Annotated in this window: 23 protein-coding genes and 1 tRNA gene; 14 read left to right on the top strand and 10 right to left on the bottom strand. The window is 41.1% G+C overall.

Going from position 1 to position 23,334, the window contains the following annotated elements; translation table 11 throughout:
* Positions 1–166: 166 nt before the first annotated feature.
* From aqpZ to SJ2017_RS06135, 3 genes are all read left to right on the top strand, one after another.
* Entirely contained in the window at positions 167–868 is a 702-nt protein-coding gene (gene aqpZ, locus SJ2017_RS06145; protein WP_055024235.1) for an aquaporin Z, read from the top strand.
* Positions 869–1,003: 135 nt separating this feature from the next.
* Positions 1,004–1,390 (top strand): DUF2750 domain-containing protein, encoded by a 387-nt coding sequence (locus SJ2017_RS06140; RefSeq protein ID WP_055024236.1) that lies wholly within the window; start codon positions 1,004–1,006, stop codon positions 1,388–1,390.
* Positions 1,391–1,582: 192 nt separating this feature from the next.
* Positions 1,583–2,095, top strand: coding sequence for a hypothetical protein (locus tag SJ2017_RS06135; protein WP_225442193.1), 513 nt, complete (start codon positions 1,583–1,585; stop codon positions 2,093–2,095).
* An 80-nt stretch (positions 2,096–2,175) separates the two neighbouring features.
* Here SJ2017_RS06135 and erpA read toward each other — a convergent pair whose 3' ends face one another.
* Both erpA and SJ2017_RS06125 read right to left on the bottom strand, forming a co-directional pair.
* Complete coding sequence (gene erpA, locus SJ2017_RS06130) at positions 2,176–2,526, bottom strand: iron-sulfur cluster insertion protein ErpA (RefSeq protein ID WP_055024237.1); 351 nt, start codon at positions 2,524–2,526, stop codon at positions 2,176–2,178.
* 79 nt (positions 2,527–2,605) lie between these two features.
* Complete coding sequence (locus tag SJ2017_RS06125) at positions 2,606–3,319, bottom strand: DUF6776 family protein (protein ID WP_055024238.1); 714 nt, start codon at positions 3,317–3,319, stop codon at positions 2,606–2,608.
* Positions 3,320–3,386: 67 nt separating this feature from the next.
* Between SJ2017_RS06125 and SJ2017_RS06120 the strand changes: the two genes are divergently transcribed.
* The 3 genes from SJ2017_RS06120 to hemL all read left to right on the top strand — a co-directional run bounded on the left by SJ2017_RS06120 (position 3,387) and on the right by hemL (position 7,663).
* Positions 3,387–5,111, top strand: coding sequence for a chloride channel protein (locus SJ2017_RS06120; protein ID WP_080915199.1), 1,725 nt, complete (start codon positions 3,387–3,389; stop codon positions 5,109–5,111).
* 211 nt (positions 5,112–5,322) lie between these two features.
* Positions 5,323–6,342, top strand: a complete 1,020-nt coding sequence (locus SJ2017_RS06115; RefSeq protein ID WP_055024240.1) for an aspartate carbamoyltransferase — start codon at positions 5,323–5,325, stop codon at positions 6,340–6,342.
* 28 nt (positions 6,343–6,370) lie between these two features.
* Positions 6,371–7,663: a glutamate-1-semialdehyde 2,1-aminomutase gene (gene hemL, locus SJ2017_RS06110; protein ID WP_080915198.1), complete on the top strand. Its 1,293-nt coding sequence runs from the start codon at positions 6,371–6,373 to the stop codon at positions 7,661–7,663.
* Positions 7,664–7,763: 100 nt separating this feature from the next.
* Here the strand turns inward: hemL and SJ2017_RS06105 are convergent, their stop codons facing one another.
* Together SJ2017_RS06105 and SJ2017_RS06100 are read right to left on the bottom strand one after the other, a co-directional pair.
* Complete coding sequence (locus SJ2017_RS06105) at positions 7,764–8,909, bottom strand: general secretion pathway protein GspB (protein ID WP_080915197.1); 1,146 nt, start codon at positions 8,907–8,909, stop codon at positions 7,764–7,766.
* Entirely contained in the window at positions 8,909–10,510 is a 1,602-nt protein-coding gene (locus SJ2017_RS06100) for an ExeA family protein (protein ID WP_055024243.1), read from the bottom strand. Before SJ2017_RS06100 ends, SJ2017_RS06105 begins: the two co-directional genes overlap by 1 nt.
* 184 nt (positions 10,511–10,694) lie before the next feature.
* Between SJ2017_RS06100 and SJ2017_RS06095 the strand changes: the two genes are divergently transcribed.
* Positions 10,695–11,930, top strand: a complete 1,236-nt coding sequence (locus SJ2017_RS06095; RefSeq protein WP_055024244.1) for a multifunctional CCA addition/repair protein — start codon at positions 10,695–10,697, stop codon at positions 11,928–11,930.
* Between the two features lie 272 nt (positions 11,931–12,202).
* On the top strand, positions 12,203–12,469 hold the full coding sequence (locus tag SJ2017_RS06090; RefSeq protein ID WP_055024245.1) for an Lpp/OprI family alanine-zipper lipoprotein: 267 nt from the start codon (positions 12,203–12,205) through the stop codon (positions 12,467–12,469).
* Between the two features lie 172 nt (positions 12,470–12,641).
* Here the strand turns inward: SJ2017_RS06090 and SJ2017_RS06085 are convergent, their stop codons facing one another.
* The 4 genes from SJ2017_RS06085 to folB form a co-directional block, all read right to left on the bottom strand.
* Complete coding sequence (locus SJ2017_RS06085; RefSeq protein ID WP_080915196.1) at positions 12,642–13,487, bottom strand: class I SAM-dependent methyltransferase; 846 nt, start codon at positions 13,485–13,487, stop codon at positions 12,642–12,644.
* Between the two features lie 107 nt (positions 13,488–13,594).
* Positions 13,595–14,395 carry an undecaprenyl-diphosphate phosphatase gene (locus SJ2017_RS06080; protein WP_055024247.1) on the bottom strand — a complete coding sequence of 267 codons (801 nt, stop codon included), beginning with the start codon at positions 14,393–14,395 and terminating at the stop codon, positions 13,595–13,597.
* Positions 14,396–14,414: 19 nt separating this feature from the next.
* Positions 14,415–14,918, bottom strand: a complete 504-nt coding sequence (gene folK, locus SJ2017_RS06075; protein WP_055024248.1) for a 2-amino-4-hydroxy-6-hydroxymethyldihydropteridine diphosphokinase — start codon at positions 14,916–14,918, stop codon at positions 14,415–14,417.
* A gap of 109 nt (positions 14,919–15,027) precedes the next feature.
* Entirely contained in the window at positions 15,028–15,381 is a 354-nt protein-coding gene (gene folB / locus SJ2017_RS06070; protein WP_055024249.1) for a dihydroneopterin aldolase, read from the bottom strand.
* Positions 15,382–15,622: 241 nt separating this feature from the next.
* Between folB and plsY the strand changes: the two genes are divergently transcribed.
* Complete coding sequence (plsY, locus tag SJ2017_RS06065; RefSeq protein WP_055024250.1) at positions 15,623–16,240, top strand: glycerol-3-phosphate 1-O-acyltransferase PlsY; 618 nt, start codon at positions 15,623–15,625, stop codon at positions 16,238–16,240.
* Between the two features lie 126 nt (positions 16,241–16,366).
* On the opposite strand, the gene tsaD is transcribed toward plsY, so the two are convergent.
* On the bottom strand, positions 16,367–17,380 hold the full coding sequence (gene tsaD, locus SJ2017_RS06060) for a tRNA (adenosine(37)-N6)-threonylcarbamoyltransferase complex transferase subunit TsaD (RefSeq protein ID WP_055024251.1): 1,014 nt from the start codon (positions 17,378–17,380) through the stop codon (positions 16,367–16,369).
* A 236-nt stretch (positions 17,381–17,616) separates the two neighbouring features.
* Between tsaD and rpsU the strand changes: the two genes are divergently transcribed.
* From rpsU to SJ2017_RS06035, 5 genes are all read left to right on the top strand, one after another.
* A complete protein-coding gene (gene rpsU, locus SJ2017_RS06055) occupies positions 17,617–17,832 on the top strand; it encodes a 30S ribosomal protein S21 (protein WP_055024252.1) in 216 nt (71 codons plus the stop codon).
* Between the two features lie 7 nt (positions 17,833–17,839).
* Positions 17,840–18,283 (top strand): GatB/YqeY domain-containing protein, encoded by a 444-nt coding sequence (locus SJ2017_RS06050; protein WP_055024253.1) that lies wholly within the window; start codon positions 17,840–17,842, stop codon positions 18,281–18,283.
* Positions 18,284–18,367: 84 nt separating this feature from the next.
* Entirely contained in the window at positions 18,368–20,092 is a 1,725-nt protein-coding gene (dnaG, locus tag SJ2017_RS06045; protein ID WP_065109017.1) for a DNA primase, read from the top strand.
* 149 nt (positions 20,093–20,241) lie between these two features.
* Positions 20,242–22,074 (top strand): RNA polymerase sigma factor RpoD, encoded by a 1,833-nt coding sequence (gene rpoD, locus SJ2017_RS06040; RefSeq protein ID WP_055024255.1) that lies wholly within the window; start codon positions 20,242–20,244, stop codon positions 22,072–22,074.
* A 221-nt stretch (positions 22,075–22,295) separates the two neighbouring features.
* Positions 22,296–22,372: transfer RNA gene (locus SJ2017_RS06035), tRNA-Ile, on the top strand.
* An 86-nt stretch (positions 22,373–22,458) separates the two neighbouring features.
* Here SJ2017_RS06035 and SJ2017_RS06030 read toward each other — a convergent pair.
* Entirely contained in the window at positions 22,459–23,274 is an 816-nt protein-coding gene (locus SJ2017_RS06030; protein WP_080915195.1) for a hypothetical protein, read from the bottom strand.
* Positions 23,275–23,334: the final 60 nt, after the last annotated feature.

Genomic DNA, 23,334 nt, shown 5'->3' with positions numbered 1-23,334 from the left:
GCGACGAATGAAAATACATCGCAGCAGCCTTCCCATTTTCATCACTCAAGCTCCCATCAATTTATCAATGATGTTCAATTGAATTTATAAAGTTTTACTGCTTAACTCTTTGTGGACGTTAATTGTGTTTTAAACAGCAGTATTCAATTTTTATAAGGACATTTAAATGAGTATTCAGCAAAAAATGTTAGCAGAGTTCATTGGTACTTTGTGGCTCGTATTAGGAGGTTGTGGTAGTGCCGTTATCGCTGCGGCATTTCCGGATGTCGGCATTGGGTTATTAGGTGTTGCCTTGGCATTTGGGTTAACCGTTCTTACGATGGCCTTCGCAATTGGTCATATTTCAGGGTGCCACTTAAACCCAGCTGTATCTTTTGGATTATGGGCTGGCGGTCGTTTCCCGACAGCGGAACTAGCGCCATATATCCTTGCCCAAGTCGCGGGGGGGATTGCAGGTGCAGGGGTGTTGTTTTTAATCGCGAGTGGTCAAGATGGTTTTAGTCTTGCAGGTGGGTTTGCATCAAATGGATTTGGCGAACATTCACCAGGCGGTTATAGCATGACATCCGTGCTGATCACAGAAGTGGTCATGACCTTATTCTTTTTATTAATCATACTTGGCGCGACAGACGCACGTGCTCCAGCTGGCTTTGCTCCCATTGCCATAGGTTTAGGCTTAACTTTAATCCATTTAATCAGTATTCCTGTTTCTAACACATCTGTAAATCCAGCTAGAAGTACTGGTCCTGCGCTTTTTGTTGGAGACTGGGCATTGTCGCAGTTATGGTTATTCTGGGTTGCGCCAATCGCTGGGGCGATTCTCGCAGGTATGATCTTCCGCTTTTTTGAGCAACCCGCCGAGCATTAATATATTGAGTGAGGCTATATCTATCAAAGAGCACCGAGTGTGCTCTTTTCTTTTTCAATTTAACAGTCAATGTTATCATGACCCAATTGCGTTACTGTACGCCACATTTGCGACACCTTGTTATGAGAGCCAACCATGAGCAGCAAAATGAAATCAATTGCCGACCAACTTAATATGACCCCTGAAGCACGCTATGACTATTTAGTTGAGCAAGTTAAACAAGAACAACAAATCTGGAGCCTGCAAGATCAAGATGGCTGTGTCATGCTAACAACAGAAGATGAAGATTGTATCCCGATGTGGCCATCTGAAGAAGCGGCAAAACTTTGGGCTGTTGAAGAGTGGAAAGATTGTGAACCACTATCAATTCCATTAAGTGAATTCCAACAACGTTGGGTGTCTGGTATGGAAGAAGATGACCTATTTGTTGCCGTTTTCCCCGTTCAAGAAGATCTGGGGGTTGTTATCCCACCTTATGAACTTGATCAACGTTTAACGCCAAAGAAGCAAGCTAAACACTAATCGAGTTTTATCATTTACGCTGTAGCTGGCTAAATGCTCAATCAGAGCACTTATAATGAGCATTTATGAAGCGTGCTTAATAAGCTTAGTTTTTAATGCCCTCAGCCGTTGCAGCGCAAATGATGAAGTAAAACAAGGCGTAACTGTCGAAGTAATAAACAAAAGAATAATAAACAATAAAGTTAAGGCGTTATGACTGATAATAAAAACAACCCTCAACAAGAAACTGAACTTAACACTGACAACCGTACGTCTGATCAACTTTCAGAAGTGACAGACAGCGCACCAGCACCTCAAGAGCAAGACAAACCTCTCTTTCCTAAGCGACTCATCGCGTTAATGTGTGTGTATGTTATTACCTCTGTCAGCGGTTTGATGGCTCAACAAGGGGTTTTATTATGCATATTGACCTTGATGATGGTGCTAGGTGTTGCTGGTAGACAAAAAGCTGCACTTTATATGCTGCGAGCCTATGCCATATTACAACTCGCGTTATACAGCGCTTTACCAGCCATCATGTATGATCCCGATAATATCGTTGCAGGCCCCACGACTGTTGATTTTGGATTTATGCAAATGGTGTTATCTGACTGGGTCATCTTTACAGTTTTAATCGTACTTGCATTAATACAGGTATGGATAAGTTTTGATAAAGCAGTTTTAAAGTGGTTCAAACCTAGAATGAACTTTAATATTATCAGCTAATAACAGCTAAACCCTGCCATTCAGATATGAAAAAAGCCGTCTTTAGACGGCTTTTTTATGACTCGTAAACTGTTAAAAGCTTAAACCGAGAAGCTCGCACCACAACCACAGGTGGTTGTTGCATTAGGATTTTTAACAAAAAAGCGTGAACCCTCAAGGCCAGAAGTGTAATCAACTTCGCCCCCAACCAAGTATTGAAGACTCATAGGGTCGACAACCAGTTGAACTCCTTGCTTTTCAATCGTGAAGTCACCTTCGTTCACTTTTTCATCGAAAGTAAAACCGTATTGAAAACCTGAACAACCGCCACCTGTTACATATACACGAAGCTTTAATTCAGGGTTCTGCTCTTCTTCTAACAGTCCCTTCACTTTCGTTGCCGCAGCGTCTGTAAATTGAATTGGCATTGCTGCATCTGTTTGTTCAGTCATTACTACCTCTTACTTCAGTTTCAGGTCGGAATTATCTATTACCTGACTAATTTGTTCAAGTATTACTCTTAGTTCTTTTTTAGCTTTCTAGTAACTCTGCGATCTCAAACGTTTGCTCAATACGACCCCCTTTCACTCCTCGGGTTGCATTGACTTGAACGACAGCTTTAATTCTCTGTAAATCAAACCCTTGAGGTAAGCTAATCTCTGCATCAAACATTTGGAAGTAACGAAAACCAAAATTAAACTTTTCAATGTCGAGATCATTTAATGAAATTTCAATTTGTTCATTATCTTGAACGCCAACAAGAACCACATCAGCTACACCCTTCACGCTATTTTTACGTTTTTGTAGCTGAGTTAAAATCAAGCGTAATTGATAACGGTTTGGCAATAAACCTTTAGAAAGTTCAAGACCATGAATGGCAATGCCATCGACTTCTTTCTCCGGCGACATCAAGCTGCGATAAAATGCCAACTCTTGCTCTAGGTTTTTCTGTTTCTGAATTTGTTTACTGAACATTTGCTTCATATTTGCATTGGCTTCTTTTTCAATCGCTAATGCCATTTCAAGACGAGAAACCACATGGGATTGACGTTTAAGTTCAGTATTTAGGCTAGTGATTTCTGCCGATGTTTGCTCTGGTTCCACCACCTCAGCTATAAACACCGTGTGGCTTAACACACCAATAAGAAAGCTCACGGCAATGAGTGCAGTTAGATATAAGCCAGACGAACGAAATTTACGTTCTTGAACTTGCAAGCGGTCAAGCAAGCGATGATAATTTAGCATTAGGTAACAAGCCCTTAATAAAATACAATGACAACAATTCGCCCTTAAATGGATCTTAGGCAATACAGTGCAAATTAAGATAAATAAAGCCGCTATTATTCACGCCAAAGCTGCGACACGCAAATATCTTCGTAATGATTTGAGAGATAAGCTTTCTCAAGCGAAGATTAGTGCGCAACTTTGCGTCATAGCGCTGCTATTTGCCATTATTGCATCTGGGGTCATTATCCTATTTCGGCTTGCGCTGGGTTGGGCTCAAGAACATACCATTCCTGAAGCAACAGATTTTTCAAGCGCTGTAAGTGATTGGCGAACTTATTTGCCTATTGTTGGCGCCTTACTCATATGGGTTGTGGCAGGCATTGGTTCAAAGCGGTACCGTCGAATGGGCATTGCTTATGTACTGCATCGTTTCAAGCTACATTATGGCAAAGTGCCGCTTCAATCGGCTCCTGGACAGTTTTTTCAAGCGCTCATTGCTTTAATCGCCAACTTCTCAGTGGGTAAAGAAGGCCCAGCGATTCACCTAGGAGCGACCAGCGCGAGTTACCTTGCTGAAAAATTCAAGCTTCCTGATAACAGTGTACGTATTATGTGCGCTAGCGGTATTGCTGCTGGTATCGCCGCCACTTTCAATGCTCCACTGGCTGCCGTGTTATTTGTATTTGAAGTCATAGTCCGTGAATACAAAATCCATTATTTTTTCCCCATTATGCTATCAGCAATTTGCGGAGCACTTTCAAGCCAACTGGTTTTTGGTAACATCCACGAATACGATCTCATTACGGTGACTCGTATCCCGCTTGATCATTACCCCATCCTAGCGCTTGGGGGCATCGTACTTGGCTGCGCAGCCGCAGGGTTTAATCATTCATTATTAAAGATGACGGCAATTGGCCAACATTGGCCACTTATTTATCGCTTAATGATAGCAGCAAGTGTCACAACGCTTATTGGACTGTTCTTGCCTCAAGCGTTAGGCTCTGGTGATTTAGCGATTCAGGCAACCATTATTGATAATCCGAGTTTACTGTTTTTACTCGCACTATTAGTGGGTAAAATTATTGCCACTATTGCAGCAATAGGCTTTGGTATTCCAGGTGGTTTAATCGGCCCGCTTTACGGGATTGGCGCGCTTATTGGGGCAATACTCGCACTAGTAAGTGCGATATTTTTTCCATCTATTGCACCATATGTGGGCCTATATACCGTCATTGGCATGACTGCCATGATGGGCGTATGTCTCAGTGCGCCTTTAGCAGCTTTAGTTGCACTATTAGAATTGACCAACGACGCCTCAATCATCCTTCCTGCAATGTTTGTGACCATTCCTGCATTTTTGATTGCCTATCAGGGCTTTAATACCAGCTCGGTCTTTTTAAAACAGCTGGATATTATGGGGCTTGGATATAAAGTCCCACCGGTGAATCAAGGATTACAGAAAAAAGGCGTGCGTGCTTTAATGGATAGACGTTTTGTTATCGTCAATGATAATGACGATCTATTGCTAGAAGTCATGAAACGGGCAGAAGGCAGACCGGTATTAGTCAGAAATGCAGAATCTCAAATTCAAATGTTGAGCCTTGAAATGCAATCCTTTGAAGATTCAACCACCTTGTCACGCCATGTTATGCAAGGATTTCCAGATACTGCCACTCTCAATGAAGTATATGAGTTGCTGTCGATTAAGCGTCGTGGTGAAGTGTATATTTACCGAGACAATAATCAGCATATTGTGGGGGTTATTAGCTGGGCAAACCTATGGCAAGAAATCCGCTCAGGTCAGGTGTAATCAGTATATCAAAACACTGAATTGCTCTTAGTTCATCGTCATTACCTATTGTTCTCGTATCGCTAATCTGTGTTATGTCTAAAAAGTGATAAATAATCATTAGCGAGATTTGATATTCATTCACTCTCTGTTAAAATCTCGCCTCAGCCACCCTACATAACCACAGAATAAATAGCCCTATTTATTCTCCTAATAATTGGAAATCAGGCTGATGACACAGTTTAGCGGTTCTCACATTCTTTCAGTTAATCAACTGGATCTTGATGCAATCAATACTATTTTTAATGTCGCTGAAGACATGACGCCTTACGCTTTACGAGAAAAGCGCACTAAGGTGTTAGACGGTGCAATTTTAGGTAATTTGTTTTTTGAACCTAGCACACGTACCCGAGTCAGTTTTGGTTGTGCATTTAACTTACTTGGCGGTCATGTTAGAGAAACAGTCGGGATGGGCTCATCATCTTTATCTAAAGGTGAGTCGTTATACGATACCGCAAGAGTGTTATCGACATACTCCGATGTGATTGCAATGCGTCACCCTGAACCTTTTTCAGTAAAAGAGTTTGCCGAAGGCAGTCGAGTACCGGTCATTAATGGTGGTGACGGCTCAAACGAGCACCCAACTCAAGCACTACTGGATTTATTTACCATCCAAAAAGAATTAAGCCATCATGGACAAGATATCAGCGGAATGCATATCGCGATGGTTGGTGACTTAAAACATGGGCGAACTGTGCATTCTTTATCACGCTTACTTTGCATGTATAAAGACATTCAATTCACATTAATTTCCCCAACTGACCTAGCAATGCCTGACTATGTGATCAGTGACATTGAAAATGCTGGTCATAAGATCACAATAACAGATCAGTTAGAAGGTAATTTACATCAAGCTGATATACTCTATCTGACTCGTATTCAGGAAGAACGCTTCCCATCACAAGATGAAGCGGACAAATATCGCGGTAAGTTTAGATTAAACCACAGTATTTACACGCAACACTGTAAATCCAATACTGTGATTATGCATCCATTACCTCGTGACTCACGCGCGGCAGCAAATGAATTAGATAATGATTTAAATAGCCACCCAAGTCTGGCCATATTCAGACAAGCGGACAATGGGCTACTTATTCGAATGGCACTTTTTGCGTTAACGCTTGGTGTTGAAAACGAGTTAAAACAACACGAGTGCCCAGTTAATTGGTATTCACGAAAAGCTGATAGATAGTCAGCTGAAGAAATTAGAAGGATTTCACATGACCCGCTCAGAAGCGCTTTTTGAACAAGCAAAACAAACCATCCCTGGTGGCGTAAACTCACCAGTCCGTGCCTTTAATGGTGTTGGTGGCTCGCCACTTTTCATCGAAAAAGCTGATGGTGCTTATATTTACGATGCTGATGGCAAAAAATATATCGACTATGTTGGTTCTTGGGGCCCGATGATTTTAGGCCACAACAACCCGCAAATCCGCCAAGCAGTATTAGAAGCGGTGGAGAACGGTTTATCATTTGGTGCGCCAACTGAACTTGAAGTAAAAATGGCTGAAAAAGTTATTGAAATGGTGCCATCAATCGAACAAGTTCGTATGGTCAGTTCTGGTACTGAAGCCACAATGAGTGCGATTCGCTTAGCACGTGGTTTCACCAACCGTGACAAAATCTTAAAGTTCGAAGGTTGTTACCATGGTCATGCTGATTGCTTATTAGTTAAAGCTGGCTCTGGTGCTTTAACCCTTGGTCAACCAAGCTCTCCTGGTATTCCTGAAGACTTTGCTAAGCACACACTAACAGCAGTTTATAATGACTTAGACTCAGTTAGAGCTATCTTCAATGAACATCCTGAGGCTATCTCTTGTATCATTCTTGAGCCTGTTGCTGGCAACATGAACTGCATCCCTCCTGTTGAGGGCTTCCTTGAAGGCTTACGTGCAATTTGTGATGAGTTCGGTGCATTAATGATCATTGACGAAGTCATGACGGGTTTCCGTGTATCTAAAAGCGGTGCACAAGGCCACTACAATGTGAAGCCAGATCTTACGACGCTAGGTAAAGTGATTGGCGGCGGCATGCCAGTCGGTGCTTTTGGTGGCCGTAAAGATGTGATGCAGTACATTGCTCCTACGGGCCCTGTGTATCAAGCTGGTACGTTATCAGGTAACCCTATTGCCATGACTACGGGTCTAGCGCAAATGGACGCATTATGTCAGCCTGGCCTTTACGAAGAATTAACCGCTAAGACCAAGCGCATTGCTGAAGGCTTTAAAGCGGCTGCTGATAAGCATGGTATTCCATTAAGCATTAACCAAGTGGGCGGTATGTTTGGTTTCTTCTTTACTGAAGACACAAACCCAATCACCAGCTTTGACCAAGTGACTCAATGTAACATGGATCATTTCCGTCATTTCTATCACTTAATGCTTGATGAAGGCGTTTACTTAGCACCAAGTGCTTATGAAGCTGGCTTCTTATCTATGGCTCATGGTGAAGAAGAGCTTGAATTAACACTTGCTGCTGCAGATAAAGCATTTGCTGCATTAAAGGCGTTATAACCCTTTGCTTGAGCGATGAGTTAAAATAGAAAAAAGGCGCATTATGCGCCTTTTTTATTTTGCTAAATCTTGCTGATTCACAAGCCATTCAGTTAAATGATTATATCGCTGGCACCTTGAACTGCTCACCATCAATCTCAAGTACAACATCTCTTGGTCTAATTTCGATGACCTTTAACTTGCCTTTAATACTGTCACCTTCTTGAAGCTCTTTACCGTCAACATTCAACCAACGATTTTCTGCTGTAGAAGAATACACATGGGCCTGAATAGAAAACTCTGGAACTTGTAGTTGCACACTGGCAGGTAATTGACCATAGCGAGGGATTTCATCTTTTTTCGGTTCTGGGATCGGGTCAAGCTTTTGTTCTGTCACAGGTGCATTCGCTGATTGCTCATATTCAACTTCTTTTAAAGCAGCTTCAAACGCTGCCATTAAGTTATTGGAATTATCTACAACATTGGCATTTTCATCTGGGTTGATTGACGCCTGTTGTGGCGCTTGAGCTTGTTGCTCAAAATTGACATCACTTGCCGCAGCACTCACTTTTAATTTCAGGGCATCTAAGTCTGAGGCAGTTTTGTAATTTGAGTTTGCACCAAGAATAATTGCATCTTCACCATACAGTGCTTGCAGCTCAGCAGCCGTTAACGGAATGTCATTGTTGGCAGCATTAGCGCTAGGTGATTCATTAAGACGAGTTTCCGCTTGAGCAGCTCTTGATACCGATGCTGCAAGCGTTTCTGTTGATGAGTTAGATGTGGTATCTCTTGGTTCAGCTCGAGATTTTGCTGGCGCAGATAAACTTGGCTCTGCTTGACTCGCCGTCACAACGCCTCGATTATCACTCAACCGATAATCATAGACCACATCAGTCACAGACTGTTCTTCTCTTTGATTTACCGCCTGTCTTGAACGATATTCAGGTTGGTTTAGCGGCTTTGCAACTGGTAAAGCCACTTTATTAGCGATTCTAATTTCAGCTTGCTTTTCTTCAGCTGAATTAACGTTAACTTGCGAGCTTGTAACAGCAGGCGTGCCGGACACATCAGGCTTTAATAATTTTGCCAGTCCCCACGCTGCCAAAATACCTATTATAATGACCGCAATTAATAGTAAATATTTAACCCAAGATTTAGCAGCGCCAACTTGCTGGTAATTTGCCCTTGGAGTTAATACTGCATCAGGAAGCTCACCCATTTGTTGCTGTTTTTCTTTCGTCACAGCATCTAATAAAATAGACATTAACTACGTCCTGATCTTTGAGTTAACCTTGGCCCTTTCTGGCTCAGATACAGGTTAAGTTGCACTAATGTTTGATTCCCTGCAATACCATCAGCCTTTAGACCATGCAATCTTTGAAAATCCATCAAGGCTTGCTCTAGAGTAGAATCAAAATCATTCACTAATCTTGCCGTTCTATGCTCTATCAATGCCAAACTGTTCTCTAACCATTGTATTTGAGACAAGCTCGATGTGCGGCTTATTTCTCGAGGCAACGTGCTGTCTGAGTGCCATAACAGTTCAAAGGTGCCACTGAAGTATCGATTAAACCAGTCTTTACTCACCCACAATTGTTGTTCACTGAGTTGCAGTAAAATTTGTTCACCTTCTCTTGCAACCACAACTCCGTAAAAAGGCTGTGCTTGTTGATCTTGAAGATATACCACTGCTGGGTAATTTAACCTTGAAATACTATTCCAATTGCCTTGCTGCTGATGACACATTAAGCCTTGTTGCTGCGCAGCCTGACAAGCGGTTAGCCCGATAATGGGTTGTTTTTCCCACAAGGCAAATAAACCCGCGAAGGCGTTATCAATACTGCGGCTTTGAGACATAGCTGCTCGTAATATGGTTTGATTACCGCTTGGCTGTCGAGATGACTCGCTTGATTGAGTTTGAGGAATTGACTGTTTAGCCCTTTCACCACTCGAAGACATATCTGATGAATTGCCAATAAAGAAGTATAAAGATGAGCCAAAAGCTAACACTAAAGAAGCAGCAATAATCATCGGCCATTTATTTGAACTTTCAGTGGGTAAATCACCTAAAACTTCGGCAGCAGCTAGCTTAACCATATGGTGATCAATCGGCACTTTAGATTGGCCATAACCCGCCATTAAAGCTCTTTCACATAACAGATTGGTTAATCTAGGGATCCCGCCACTGAATTTATGCAATGCTTTACACGCTTTTTTAGTAAATAACGGCTCAAAACGTCCCGCTACTTGTAATCGGTGCTGAACATACAATTGAATTTCTTCAACTGTTAAGGGTAATAAATGATAACGCGCTGTAATACGCTGTGCTAATTGACGGAGTTCTTGTCGTTTTAATAATTGCTGCAACTCAGGCTGACCAATTAATATGACCTGCAATAATTTTTTGGTGTCCGTTTCTAAATTTGTTAACAGGCGCAGTTGCTCAAGTACCTCAGCACGAAGATGTTGTGCTTCATCAATAATCAACACTGTGTTGCGATTATTTTGATGATTATTTAGCAAATACTGACTGATTAAATCTGTTAACTGCTTAATGGATGGGTTCTCACCATAGCTAATACCTAGCTCATCACATAAGGTTGCCAACAATTCTTGTTCAGTCAGCGATGGGTTAAGAATAAAGGCTGTATCGGTATTTTCAGGAAGCTGTTTCAGCAAACAACGTGATACTGTCGTTTTCCCTGTTCCAACCTCACCCGTTAATAATACAAAGCCACCAGTCTCACCTAGTCCATAGGTCAGGTGCGCTAAGGCCTCTCTGTGACGATCACTGAGAAACAAATAATGCGGGTTGGGTGCGATTGAAAATGGATTATCATTTAATCCATAAAATGCTTTATACATCTGGCCAAAAATCCTTATTTAAAACTGACGGCTCACGTTATAGCTTGCGCTGATACTTGTCAAAATTTAGCCGTAGAAATGTTACTCGTGATAAGCTTTAGGTATAAAATTATAATGACGAAGCCAGTAACACAACCTGCTTCTATTTATCTGTTTCATTATCATACTTTGGATATGTCACTTTATGAAAACCTATCTTGTGGGCGGCGCGGTACGTGACTCACTTTTATCACTTCCTATCAAAGATAAAGATTTTGTCGTTGTAGGCAGTACCGTAGAGCAAATGTTTGACTTAGGCTATAGCCAAGTAGGCAAAGACTTTCCTGTTTTTTTACATCCTAAGACTCAACAAGAATATGCGTTAGCACGAACTGAGCGAAAAAACGGACAAGGTTATGCAGGCTTTAGTTGTGATGCCAACCAAAACGTGACATTAGAAGAAGACTTACTCAGACGAGATTTAACGATTAATGCGATGGCTCAGGATGAGTCAGGTAACATTACCGACCCTTATGGTGGCCAAAAAGATATTGAAGCGCGTGTCCTTAGGCATGTATCAAGTGCATTTATTGAAGATCCGTTAAGGGTATTAAGGGTTGCCCGTTTTGCCGCTAGATTTGCTCATTTAGATTTTGACATTGCGAGTGAAACAATGGCATTGATGACTCAGATCACCGAGTCTGGAGAGCTTGAATTTCTCACCCCTGAAAGAGTATGGCAAGAGGTAGATAAAGCGTTATCAACCGAACGACCTGAAGTGTTTTTCCAACAACTTAGAAAGTGTGGCGCTTTAGCGGTTTTATTCCCGGAAATCGATTGCTTATTTGGCGTTCCACAACCTGAAAAATGGCACCCTGAAATCGACAGTGGTATTCATACTATGATGGTATTGCAGGCAGCGACGAAACTGAGCACTAATAAAGCAATACGTTTTGCAGCCTTGGTTCATGACTTAGGTAAAGGCATCACACCAAAAGAGTTATGGCCTAAGCATCATGGTCATGGTCAAAAAGGCTTACCTATTATCAAAAAGCTATGTCAGCGCCTTAAAACACCCAATGAATTCAAAGAGCTTGCACTATTGTGTAGTGACCAACATCAAAATATACACAATGCTGATGAGCTAAGGCCTGAAACCATTATCAAAATTTTTGATAAAGCAGATTTTTGGCGTAAACCACATCGCTTAGATGACTTATTAATTTGCTGCCAAGCGGATATTCAAGGCAGAACGGGGTTTGAAAATGCTGATTACCCTCAAAGTGATTACCTGAAAAAGTGTTTCATTCTTGCACAAGAAGTCAATGTACAAGAGGTGATTAAAGCAGGCTTTCAAGGTAAAGAGATCAAACAACAATTATCGGTTCGAAGAATTGAGGCAATAAAGCAATTTAAGCAAACTTTGCAAGCCCAAACTTAGTACCAATGGCGCCTTGATGTATTCTTTCAATGAATTCAATACCTAAACTAATCAGCTAAATGTTGAAGCCATTAAAATCTGAATCTGGTGCCGTTTTAAGCAGTTTTAGCCTAAATGATAAGTAAATATGCTTCAATCCATTAGATTTACGATGTTTTTTGTCACTTTTATTGTTATTTGGTATAGCAAAATTTAAAAGCTGTGACATAATTAAACGGCTGCTGGGTATTGTACCTCAGCAATTTATACAACCTATAATGAAGGGATTTTCCATGAACAAGAAAGTATTAATGATTGCTGGTGTTGCTATGACTGCTCTTTTAGGTGGCTGTGCTAACACTACTGCTCTTGAAGAAAGTGTTGCTAACCTAGGTAACAAAGTAGATCAACTATCTGCTGAAGTTAGCTCTTTAAAATCTGATCAAAGCAAAATCGCTGCTGATGTTAAAGATGCAAAAGCTGCATCAATGGACGCACAAGCAGAAGCTAAGCGTGCTAACGACCGTATCGACAACATGGCTTCTTCTTACAAAAAGTAAGAATACATGAAAATTAGCTTATTTATTTAGGTTGATTATTAAGGCTTGATAATACTGATTTGACTTAACCGTCATTGAATATTTCAAGCCTTAATTGTTTCTAGTGCGACATCTTTTTTGCTATTTCATTCATCTTCACTAGCAGTAATTCAATAGTAACAACATAACCCTATCAGCGCTTCTTTAGGTGCAGTAACACATAATCAAACTCTAGTTGTTCAAAGCTTGTTTGTTTAATTTGATGCGCCAACTCGTCGTTTACTCGCCAGCTAAGGTTATTCATATCTAATAAAGTTATTGCCTGTTCACCCGATACATCTGCATTAAACTTAATCTCGGTTGTGTTAATTATTTCAACATCTTTCGGTAGATTGAGTTGCTGCGGTTTTTCAAGCAAATTTTGATAGATTTTTTGCTTCAGCTGCCATAAATGTCTCGCGCCTGGTACAAGTAACAATAAAGCGCCATCTGGCTTTAACACTCGTAAACATTCTTTACCTTTTAGCTGCGCCTCAAAAACAGTCACAATATCTATTGCGTCAGATTTAAAAGGAAGCTTTTTAAACGGTGTTAACAATAAATTTGCTGGAGTGGTATCTTTACTCGCTGCAAATAAGGCATTGTCCGCCTCAGATACGCCCCAATGTGTAACATTATCTTCAGCTTGTGCTGATAGTGTTGATAGTGTTGATAGTGTTGATAATGATCGAATATAAAAACCATCATTACACTGATAATTCAGATGATTAACTTCGTCTTTGCCTTCCGCTACGTCAGAAAATACGTTCGATACTTGTTTAACTAACGGCGATAAAATACCTGATGCCTTCAAAAAACGTTTTGCTCTAAGCTGCTGCCTACTCTCGGAACTGCCTTTAAATTTAGGCGATGTGACAAACGACCAATAGCCTTGAGCATTTTTATCAATGTGATGTTTGTTATTGCAATAATAACCTTGAGATTGCTCATGTAACTGCAGCGATTCAGCACAAATCGGGCAAACTAATATTGAATCCATAACGAGAAAACATCCTTACAGTGGCAGTATTGGGTATGAGTTTTTCGAAGAAAAAGTGTAGGAAACAAAAAACGGGTGCTAGCACCCGTTTTTCAAGATAGCTTATTTTACAGGAAAATAAAGCCACATAATACGGCGCCTAGCATTAATCGATACAACACAAATGGTGTCATACCAATCTTACTAATGATTTTTAGGAAGAAGAAAATACAGGTATATGCAGCAACAAAAGAAACGGCAACGCCTAATAGTAATTCAGTGTAATCCATGGTGAGATCGCCAGAAATCACGTCTTTACTCATTAAAATAGCCGCACCTAAAATGACAGGAATAGACATTAAAAATGAAAAGCGAGCCGCTGCGTCGCGATTAAGACCTAGCATCAATGCTGCGGTAATGGTGATACCAGAACGTGAAGTACCCGGAATAATTGCCATAGCTTGCGCGAAGCCTATTAATAACGCTTTACGCCAACCCGTTTGATATTCAGTGAGTTCATTACGAGCCATTTTATCACCTACCCATAAAAGCAGACCAAAAATAACCGTCGTAATAGCAATCACACCAGGGCCACGTAAGTAAGTCTCAATTAAGTCTTTTGCCATGAAGCCAAAAAATACCGCTGGAAGTGTCGCTAGAATAATCCACCAAGCTAATTTACTGTCATCGGTGTGAACACCTTTCGTTATACTGGCAATCCAGGCTTTCAACATGGCCCAAATTTCTGTTCTAAAGTAAATCACAACAGCCAACAATGAACCTATATGCACTGCAACATCAAAGGCTAAACCTTGATCTTCCCAGCCTAAAATCTGCGAAGGTAAAATAAGATGAGCTGAACTTGAAATGGGTAAGAACTCTGTTAGCCCTTGAATAAGCGCTAAAAAGATAACCTGAAGCGTTTCCATGTTGTTCCTTTAAATATAATTAACGAGTCAGTATTGCTGGAAAGTCAAATTCTACAGGCCAGATATTCTGACTCGTTTTATCGTACTCTTCCCACAATGACTGGTATGTTTTAGTGTTTTTTGGATGCTGTAAACTCGGCGCAACTTCTGCAAGCGGCCATAATACAAAGGCATTATAAAGAATTTCACCACGGGGAAGCTCAATTGGAAATTGGCAAACCTCGTTGTCATAAAGCAGTAAATCGATATCTAAACTTCGCGGACTAAATTTTTTCTCGCCACGAATACGTCCATTTTGTTTTTCAATACGTTTAAAAGTGGCAACCACATCCGCAATACTCATTTCAGTATCTGCTGCAGCAACCATATTTAAAAAGTTAGTGCCATTAAAGCCCACAGCTTCACTTTCAAACATTCTTGATAGGGTTAATTGACCAAATTGTTCGTGTAGGTCAATTAGTCCCGACTGCATGTGCTCAACAGGATCAATGTTGGTGCCCAAGCTGATATAAATACGTGCCATTAACTCATCCGAAATTATACAGAGCGATTATGAATATTGATTAATTGAAACATGTTAACTGTCAATTAAATGTGATTACCACTTAAATAAAGTCCATTAACGATGGACATCATATATGACCACGTTCAATGACTACGCCGACTGATTTTGCCGTTGGTACTGCACCCGGTTTCATAACAGCGACCTTTACCCACAAAACATTAAATTCATTGATTAAACAATTAGCGACCATTTCAGCAACGGTTTCAATCAACTCTATCGGCTTTTCAGTAATTAGCGCAGTTAAACGATTAGAGACAGTTTCATAACACAGAGCATGTTGATAATCGTCTGAAGCGGCAGCCAGTTTGTTATCCCAAGCCATATCTAAATCTATCAGTAATGTTTGGTGTATTTTCTTTTCCCACTCATAAATACCGATAACAGTTTCAACTTTTAGTTCGCGTATTAATACTTTATCCATGTGAACTCCACGGTTTACACGTCTTTTCATAAATATTTCAGCTGAAAAGGCTGAAAATTAACTCAAATAGCAGTTATTATAGATCTCGTCTTTTTCCTAAGCGATTTACGCAGTAGGATAACGGCTGTAATCTTTGAACGTGTCACGATGTAACAGAGCGTATTAACCCAATTATCAGGTTACGTCTCAAGTGAAATAAATTAATGGGCGATGATACCCTAAGAAGTGAAAGGAAACCAATTTGAGCGCAGTTACAATCACTATTTTGATGATTATAACCGCCTACTTAGCCGGTTCTATCTCAAGTGCAATTCTCGTATGTAAATTACGTGGTTTGCCAGATCCCCGCACGGAAGGCTCGGGGAATCCAGGCGCAACAAATGTGCTCAGGATTGGTGGTGCCAGTTCAGCGGCATTAGTGTTATTTTTTGACATGCTCAAAGGAGCAGCCCCAAGTTATTTTAGCTATGTGCTAGGACAAGATGCCGTTTCGTTAGGCTTAATCGCTATTGCAGCCTGTTTAGGCCATATCTACCCGATATTTTTTAATTTCCAAGGCGGTAAAGGTGTTGCTACAGCATTTGGTGCTATGGCACCGATTGGCGGGGATTTAGCATTATGTTTAATTGCCACATGGATAGTCTTTGTCTTTTTGACTCGTTATTCATCTCTTGCAGCTATCTTAACCGCCATACTCGCTCCCGTTTATACTTGGTGGCTTGATGACAGGTTTACCATTCCTGTTGCTATGCTGTCACTGCTAATTGTAATTAGGCATAAAGACAACATAAAGCGCTTACGTATTGGTGAAGAAAGTAAGTTATCGAGAAAAAAGAAAGCATCAACTGAACACAATTGATTTAATCCCCTTCACACTGGATAGATAAAAAATCAAATAAAAAAACCTAAGCCGTAGCTTAGGTTTTTTTACGGGTACTTTAGCCGCTTACATTTAAAGCACCAAGCCTATTACACGTTATAAATATTAAATGGCATCTAACGTATCTAAAGGCCAGCGAGGCTGACCTTTCACTTCTAAATCTTCGGTTTGTCCTGCTTTTAGGCGCTGTAAACCAGCGAAAGCAATCATAGCGCCATTATCGGTACAAAATTCACCACGCGGATAAAATACCTCACCATTGAGCTTTGCCATCATAGTCGCGAGATTTTCTCTTAAACGAGTATTGGCGCTGACTCCACCTGCGACGACAAGTCGGTTATAACCGGTTAATTTAAGGGCTCGTTGACATTTTATCGCAAGCGTATCCACTACCGCTTCTTCAAACGCACGCGCAATATTAGCACGTGTTTGTTCATCATCAGGCTCTGCAGCAATTGTATTGGCAGTAAATGTTTTCAAACCTGAAAAACTGAAATTTAAGCCTGGTTTGTCTGTCATTGGTCTTGGGAACTTGTAACCCGCTTCGACACCTTTTGATGCAAGCTTAGCTAAGCGAGGTCCGCCAGGATAATCTAGCCCCATTAATTTAGCGGTTTTATCGAACGCTTCACCTGCCGCATCATCCACTGATTCGCCTAACACTTCGTATTGGCCGATACCATCGACCTTAACAAGCATCGAGTGTCCGCCAGATACCAATAAAGCAAGAAAAGGAAACTCTGGCGCATCATCTTCAAGCATCGGCGCAAGTAAATGCCCTTCCATGTGATGTACACCAATCGCAGGTTTATCCCATGAATAGGCTAAAGAGCGACCTACACATGCCCCCACTAATAAAGCACCAATTAAGCCAGGGCCTTTGGTAAAGGCAATACCATCAATGTCATCGACCGTTGAATTGGCCTCTTTTAACGCTTGCTTAATTAATGGGACAATTTTACGAACATGATCTCGTGAGGCTAACTCAGGTACAACGCCGCCATAATCAGCATGTAACTTTACTTGACTATATAAAGCATGTGATAACAATCCTTGCTCGTCATCAAACACAGCAATTCCTGTTTCATCACAAGATGTTTCAATACCTAAAACCCGCATAGCAGCTCATCTTCCTAAAAATGTAAGGGCGGCAATTCTACCTCTTGATGAGAGGTTATTCCAGTCATCAAGGGACTAACTGCAAAATATGACAAGCCAATTACACAAAGTCGCCCATAAAGGGGGTTTACAAAAGCATCATTATCGGTGTAAAATTTCGCACCATTTTAAATAGCCTTGGTTAATCTACCTTTGATGGTAGTGCCAAATTAACTACACCTAAGGGGTGATGGCGTATGCCAATTATTAAAGTACGTGAAAACGAACCATTCGACGTAGCTCTTCGTCGTTTCAAGCGCTCTTGTGAAAAAGCAGGTATCTTAGCTGATGTTCGCGCTCGTGAATTCTACGAGAAGCCAACTTCTGCACGTAAGCGCGCAAAAGCTGCCGCTGTTAAGCGTCTAGCTAAGAAGCTTTCTCGCGAAAACGCACGTCGCGTACGTTTATACTAATCTCATTATGAGCCTAGTTGAACAGCTAAAAGACCAAATGAAAGAAGCCATGCGTGCCAAAGATAAGGCACGTTTGGGGACTATTCGTATGGCATTGTCTGCCGTTAAACAGATTGAAGTGGATACCCGCGAAACTCTGACTGACGAACAAACAATAGCCGTTTTAACCAAAATGGTAAAACAACGTCGCGATTCTATTGCTCAATATGAGTCAGCAGGTCGCCCGGAGTTAGCAGCATCTGAAGCAGAAGAGATTCAAGTTATTGAAACTTTCTTGCCTTCTCCTTTAACAGAAGAAGAAGTTGCGGCAATTATTGATGAAGCTATCGCTCAGGTAGGTGCATCATCCATGGCGGATATGGGCAAAGTAATGGGAGCATTAAAATCTAAAGTTCAAGGCCGTGCAGATATGGGTGCCATTGGCAGCCAAATTCGTGCTAAATTAAACTAGTTAAATTTTAATGTTGAATAAGCCGTGCATTATTGCGCGGCTTGTTTGTTTTATCTACATGGTAATGCGAGACCTATAGCATTTATGGCGATACCTCGTGACTTTATCAATGAGCTCATAGCTCGCACAGACATTGTTGATCTGATTGATCATCGTGTTCCTTTGAAAAAAGCAGGGAAAAATCACTCTGCGTGTTGTCCTTTTCATAGCGAAAAATCACCTTCATTTACCGTGAGTCAAGATAAGCAGTTTTATCACTGTTTTGGCTGTGGTGCCCATGGCAATGCCATCGATTTTATTATGGAATATGATCGATTGGAGTTTGTTGATGCCATTGAGGAACTCGCTGGTAAATTGGGATTAGATGTACCAAGAGAACAAGGTACGGGTCCCAAAAAAGATCAAGGTTTGAGTCGCGATTTATATCAATTGATGGAAGAAGCCAATCTTTACTATCAAAGTCAATTGCGCCAGCACTCAGACAAACAAAAAGTCATCGACTATTTAGATTTTCGCGGACTGTCTTCAAAAGTAGTAGAACAATTTGGAATAGGCTTTGCGCCAGATGGCTGGGATGGCCTTTTAGGTAGATACCGTCAAAACCAAGCTGCACAAGACAAGTTGCTAACTGCTGGCATGCTAATCGCCAATGATAACGGTAAGCGCTATGACCGGTTTAGAGATCGGTTAATGTTTCCAATTCGCGACCGCAGAGGTCGTGTAGTTGGCTTTGGTGGTCGAGTTTTAGGCGATGGAACACCAAAGTACTTGAATTCGCCAGAAACGCCCATATTTCATAAGGGCAACGAGCTTTACGGCCTTTATGAGTTAAAACAGCGTCATCGAGATCCACAACAAGTGTTGATTGTTGAAGGATATATGGACGTTGTTGCATTAGCCCAATTTGATGTAGATTATGCTGTTGCTTCATTAGGTACTGCGACAACAGCTGAACAATTTCAGTTACTTGTACGTAGTGCTAAAGAAGTCATTTGTTGCTACGACGGTGATAAAGCAGGTAAAGCCGCTGCTTGGCGTGCACTTGAAACTGCACTGCCCTTATTAAAGCCAGGTGATGTGGTTCGGTTTATGTTTTTACCCCAAGGCGAAGATCCAGATACGATGGTTCGTCAAGTTGGTAAAGACGGTTTTGAAAAATTAATGCTCGATGCGCTCGACTTGCCCGCATTCTTATTTGAGACATTAACAGCCCAATATGGCACAGATAAAAGTGCACTGGCCAAACAAGCCATTACACTCATTGAACGAGTACAAGATACCGTTCTACAGAATTTACTCTTAGAGAATCTTGCGCATAAAATTGGTATGAATAGCGCAGATGATTTAAAGAAAAAATTGGGTTTTGCTGTTAAACAACAGCAGCCTATGAATAAAAAGGGCTTACAAGGTCGTGGTACGCCATTGCGATTAGCAATTGCATTATTAGTGCAACGTCCTGAATTAGGGTTTGGCCTAGCTGCTCAACCCGCATTAGCCCATTTGCAAATCCCTGGCATTGCATTGCTCATTGATTTGCTAAACTTAACTCGTGAACAACAGTTTAACAGCGCACAACTACTTGAGATGTATCGAGAGCACGAACAAAAAAGTGCCTTGATAAAATTGGCCCAATGGGACCACCAAGTGGCGGATGAAAACTTAGTTCAGGAGTTTAAGCAAACCTTGATCTGGCTGAACAATCAATATATTGAACAGCGCTATCAAGAACTGAGTCTTAAACAAACTCTAACAAAAGCTGAAAAAATTCAGCTAACGAAGCTGATTTCTATCATGAAAGGCATTGCGTAAGCACATTTTTTATTTCAAAAATGTTCAGTAAAGCAATGTCATGGACTAGCGTACTTTAGTTCATACAGCTATAATTGACGATTTGCTTGGCACTTATGCTTCGGCTAGTGTCCAGTCGTTATTTCAGTTACCCAACTTGGATGATATCTATGGAGCATACTCCGCAGTCGCAACTTAAATTGTTGCTTGCTAAAGGTAAAGAGCAAGGTTATTTAACCTATGCTGAAGTCAATGACCACTTGCCAGCTGACATGGTCGATTCAGATCAGATTGAAGATATTGTCCAGATGATCAATGACATGGGTATCCGCGTTTATGAACAAGCGCCAGATGCCGATGAAATGATGATGTCTGAGGACAACACCGATGAAGATGCAGCAGAAGAAGCAGCAGCTGCACTTGCAACGGTAGAGAGCGAATTAGGTCGCACAACCGATCCAGTCCGTATGTACATGCGTGAAATGGGAACGGTTGAGCTATTGACCCGCGAAGGCGAAATTGTCATCGCAAAACGTATTGAAGAAGGCATTAATACGGTTCAAAGCTCTGTATCTGAATACCCGCAAGCCATTGCGATGATTCTTGAGCAATTTGATAAGTATGAAGCTGATGAACTTCGTCTAACTGATATTATTTCAGGCTTTGTTAACCCAGATGATGACGATGTTGCGCCAACAGCAACACACGTAGGCTCTGAGTTATCAGAAGAAGAACTAGAAGACGAAGATGATGACGGTGATGACGAGGACGATGAAGAAGAAGGTCCAAAAGGTCCTGATCCTGAAGAAGCCAAAGAAAAATTCACCCAATTACGTGAAGCTTACGAAAAAGGCTTATTGGTAATCGAAAAGAAAGGTCGTGATCACCCTGAAGCCATTGGCGCTTTATTCGTGATTGGCGAGCTTTTCAAAGAATTCCGTTTAATCCCAAAACAGTTTGATCGCTTAGTTAAAAGCATGCGCACCATGATGGATCGTGTTCGTGTTCAAGAGCGTTTAATCCTTAAGCTTTGTGTTGAACAAGCTAAAATGCCAAAGAAAAACTTTGTTAAGTTCTTCACAGGCAATGAAACTGATTTAGCTTGGTTCCACGCTGAAAAAGACAGTAATAAGCCTTACGCTGAAGGCTTAAGAATGGTTGAAGAAGACGTTGTTCGTTGTAGCACTAAACTCGCTGCAATCGAAGAAGAAACCGGCTTAATCATCCGTGCTATTAAAGACATCAACCGTCGCATGTCAATCGGTGAAGCTAGAGCTCGTCGTGCGAAGAAAGAAATGGTTGAAGCAAACTTACGTCTTGTAATTTCTATCGCTAAAAAATACACCAACCGTGGTTTACAGTTCTTGGATTTGATTCAGGAAGGTAACATTGGTTTGATGAAAGCTGTAGATAAGTTTGAATACCGTCGTGGTTATAAGTTCTCGACTTATGCAACATGGTGGATCCGTCAGGCAATTACTCGTTCTATTGCTGATCAAGCGCGTACTATTCGTATTCCAGTACATATGATTGAAACGATTAACAAATTAAATCGTATTTCACGTCAAATGTTACAAGAAATGGGTCGCGAGCCAACACCTGAAGAATTATCTGAGCGTATGCTAATGCCTGAAGATAAGATTCTTAAAGTGTTAAAAATCGCTAAAGAACCGATTTCAATGGAAACACCAATTGGTGACGATGAAGATTCGCACTTAGGTGACTTTATTGAGGATAATACCTTAGAGCTTCCTTTAGACTCAGCGACAAGCGAAAGTTTAAAGAATGCGACTCACGAAGTATTAGCTGGTCTAACAGCCCGTGAAGCTAAAGTATTACGTATGCGTTTTGGTATCGATATGAACACCGACCATACGCTTGAAGAAGTCGGTAAACAGTTTGACGTAACACGTGAACGTATTCGTCAGATTGAAGCGAAAGCATTGCGTAAACTACGCCACCCTTCTCGTTCAGAAATCTTAAAGTCGTTCTTAGACGAGTAAGTCTTAATAGAACTAAGATAATCGAAAGATTAAAAAGCCCGCATAAAGCGGGCTTTTTTGTTGTTATAAATCAGCAATATCTATTCAATAGCCTTCCTATATTGCTTAACAGATAACCAAACGATACTCAGAAGTCAATTTCTGGCAAATTCAGTGGTGACAAGTAACAATAAACTTCGTATACTTCCCTCCGCTTTTGGTAGTGACGACTAACTTAAGTCGGCCCCTTAGCTCAGTTGGTTAGAGCATACGACTCATAATCGTCAGGTCCCCAGTTCGAGTCTGGGAGGGGCCACCAATTTTGATAAGCCGCTTAAAGAAATTTAAGCGGCTTTTTCATATCTATAATTTGGCTTTAATGCTTCAATGTTTAGTTCGGCTAAATTAGCTTTGGCGGGTAAAACGATATGACTGGATTTGAACCTCTTCGCCTTTCGATTGAATAAAACTGTCTACTAAAAAAACATCTTTTCCAACAAATCTTAGCTCAAGTCTCATTGTTGAACGTTCATTACCTGAATAGGTAGAGCCGTTTACCCCAACAGGGTAATAGCTATAACGGCCTTGCTCATCGGCTTCACCGACAAACCGCATATTTTCGTTACCGTTAAACTCTGTCATTATCTGATAACCGTCTTCTGGACTATACGCTAAATCGACTTTGCCACTTAACGACTGTACTTCTCCGTTCATTTCGACATTATCGACACTCAATTGCGTTTGGGTTGTTTTTAATAGTGACCCATTCGCACGCGCTGAAGCTTCGACTCTGTTTCCTTGATCATTTAGCGCCCAAATATTGACTTGCCACTGTCCGCTAAAGTGATCAAGTTTGTCCCAAGATTGCGGTGTAGGATTAACAACAGTTTGAGCATCACTCACCTTGTTTTGAGAGAGTCCATTAATATTGATATTTTTATTACCATTTTCATTGCGGTAATCTTCTCTATCATTAGCATAATCAGCACTTGCCCCAGCCAAACCACCTGCTGCACCTCCAATAGCTGCCCCTTTTAACGCTAAGCTCGCATCACCTGCAGCAGCGCCCATAGCAAGTCCTAAAATAGCGCCACCCGCTGCTCCTGTTTTTAATCCGCGATTGCTGTCAGTGCCATCTTCATTTACTGCACCAGTATTTGCGCAAGCACTCAGTAATGACACACTTGCCACTAACACTAAAACTTTTACCGATTTGTTCATAGTTTTACCTCAAATATGTTGCTGCTTGTTTAATGTTTGTCATTAGAGCAAATACAACAT

Origin of the sequence: Shewanella japonica (assembly GCF_002075795.1) — a bacterium.
Taxonomy (GTDB): Bacteria; Pseudomonadota; Gammaproteobacteria; order Enterobacterales; family Shewanellaceae; genus Shewanella; species Shewanella japonica.
This window is presented reverse-complemented; position numbering and strand designations above follow the sequence as displayed.

Bases quoted from the DNA above. Each gene is read 5' to 3' on its own strand.
- aqpZ (WP_055024235.1), top strand. From the start codon at position 167: ATGAGTATTCAGCAAAAAATGTTAGCAGAGTTCATTGGTACTTTGTGG.
- SJ2017_RS06140 (WP_055024236.1), top strand. From the start codon at position 1,004: ATGAGCAGCAAAATGAAATCAATTGCCGACCAACTTAATATGACCCCT.
- SJ2017_RS06135 (WP_225442193.1), top strand. From the start codon at position 1,583: ATGACTGATAATAAAAACAACCCTCAACAAGAAACTGAACTTAACACT.
- erpA (WP_055024237.1), bottom strand. From the start codon at position 2,526: ATGACTGAACAAACAGATGCAGCAATGCCAATTCAATTTACAGACGCT.
- SJ2017_RS06125 (WP_055024238.1), bottom strand. From the start codon at position 3,319: ATGCTAAATTATCATCGCTTGCTTGACCGCTTGCAAGTTCAAGAACGT.
- SJ2017_RS06115 (WP_055024240.1), top strand. From the start codon at position 5,323: ATGACACAGTTTAGCGGTTCTCACATTCTTTCAGTTAATCAACTGGAT.
- hemL (WP_080915198.1), top strand. From the start codon at position 6,371: ATGACCCGCTCAGAAGCGCTTTTTGAACAAGCAAAACAAACCATCCCT.
- SJ2017_RS06105 (WP_080915197.1), bottom strand. From the start codon at position 8,909: ATGTCTATTTTATTAGATGCTGTGACGAAAGAAAAACAGCAACAAATG.
- SJ2017_RS06100 (WP_055024243.1), bottom strand. From the start codon at position 10,510: ATGTATAAAGCATTTTATGGATTAAATGATAATCCATTTTCAATCGCA.
- SJ2017_RS06095 (WP_055024244.1), top strand. From the start codon at position 10,695: ATGAAAACCTATCTTGTGGGCGGCGCGGTACGTGACTCACTTTTATCA.
- SJ2017_RS06090 (WP_055024245.1), top strand. From the start codon at position 12,203: ATGAACAAGAAAGTATTAATGATTGCTGGTGTTGCTATGACTGCTCTT.
- SJ2017_RS06085 (WP_080915196.1), bottom strand. From the start codon at position 13,487: ATGGATTCAATATTAGTTTGCCCGATTTGTGCTGAATCGCTGCAGTTA.
- SJ2017_RS06080 (WP_055024247.1), bottom strand. From the start codon at position 14,395: ATGGAAACGCTTCAGGTTATCTTTTTAGCGCTTATTCAAGGGCTAACA.
- folK (WP_055024248.1), bottom strand. From the start codon at position 14,918: ATGGCACGTATTTATATCAGCTTGGGCACCAACATTGATCCTGTTGAG.
- folB (WP_055024249.1), bottom strand. From the start codon at position 15,381: ATGGATAAAGTATTAATACGCGAACTAAAAGTTGAAACTGTTATCGGT.
- tsaD (WP_055024251.1), bottom strand. From the start codon at position 17,380: ATGCGGGTTTTAGGTATTGAAACATCTTGTGATGAAACAGGAATTGCT.
- rpsU (WP_055024252.1), top strand. From the start codon at position 17,617: ATGCCAATTATTAAAGTACGTGAAAACGAACCATTCGACGTAGCTCTT.
- SJ2017_RS06050 (WP_055024253.1), top strand. From the start codon at position 17,840: ATGAGCCTAGTTGAACAGCTAAAAGACCAAATGAAAGAAGCCATGCGT.
- dnaG (WP_065109017.1), top strand. From the start codon at position 18,368: ATGGCGATACCTCGTGACTTTATCAATGAGCTCATAGCTCGCACAGAC.
- rpoD (WP_055024255.1), top strand. From the start codon at position 20,242: ATGGAGCATACTCCGCAGTCGCAACTTAAATTGTTGCTTGCTAAAGGT.
- SJ2017_RS06030 (WP_080915195.1), bottom strand. From the start codon at position 23,274: ATGAACAAATCGGTAAAAGTTTTAGTGTTAGTGGCAAGTGTGTCATTA.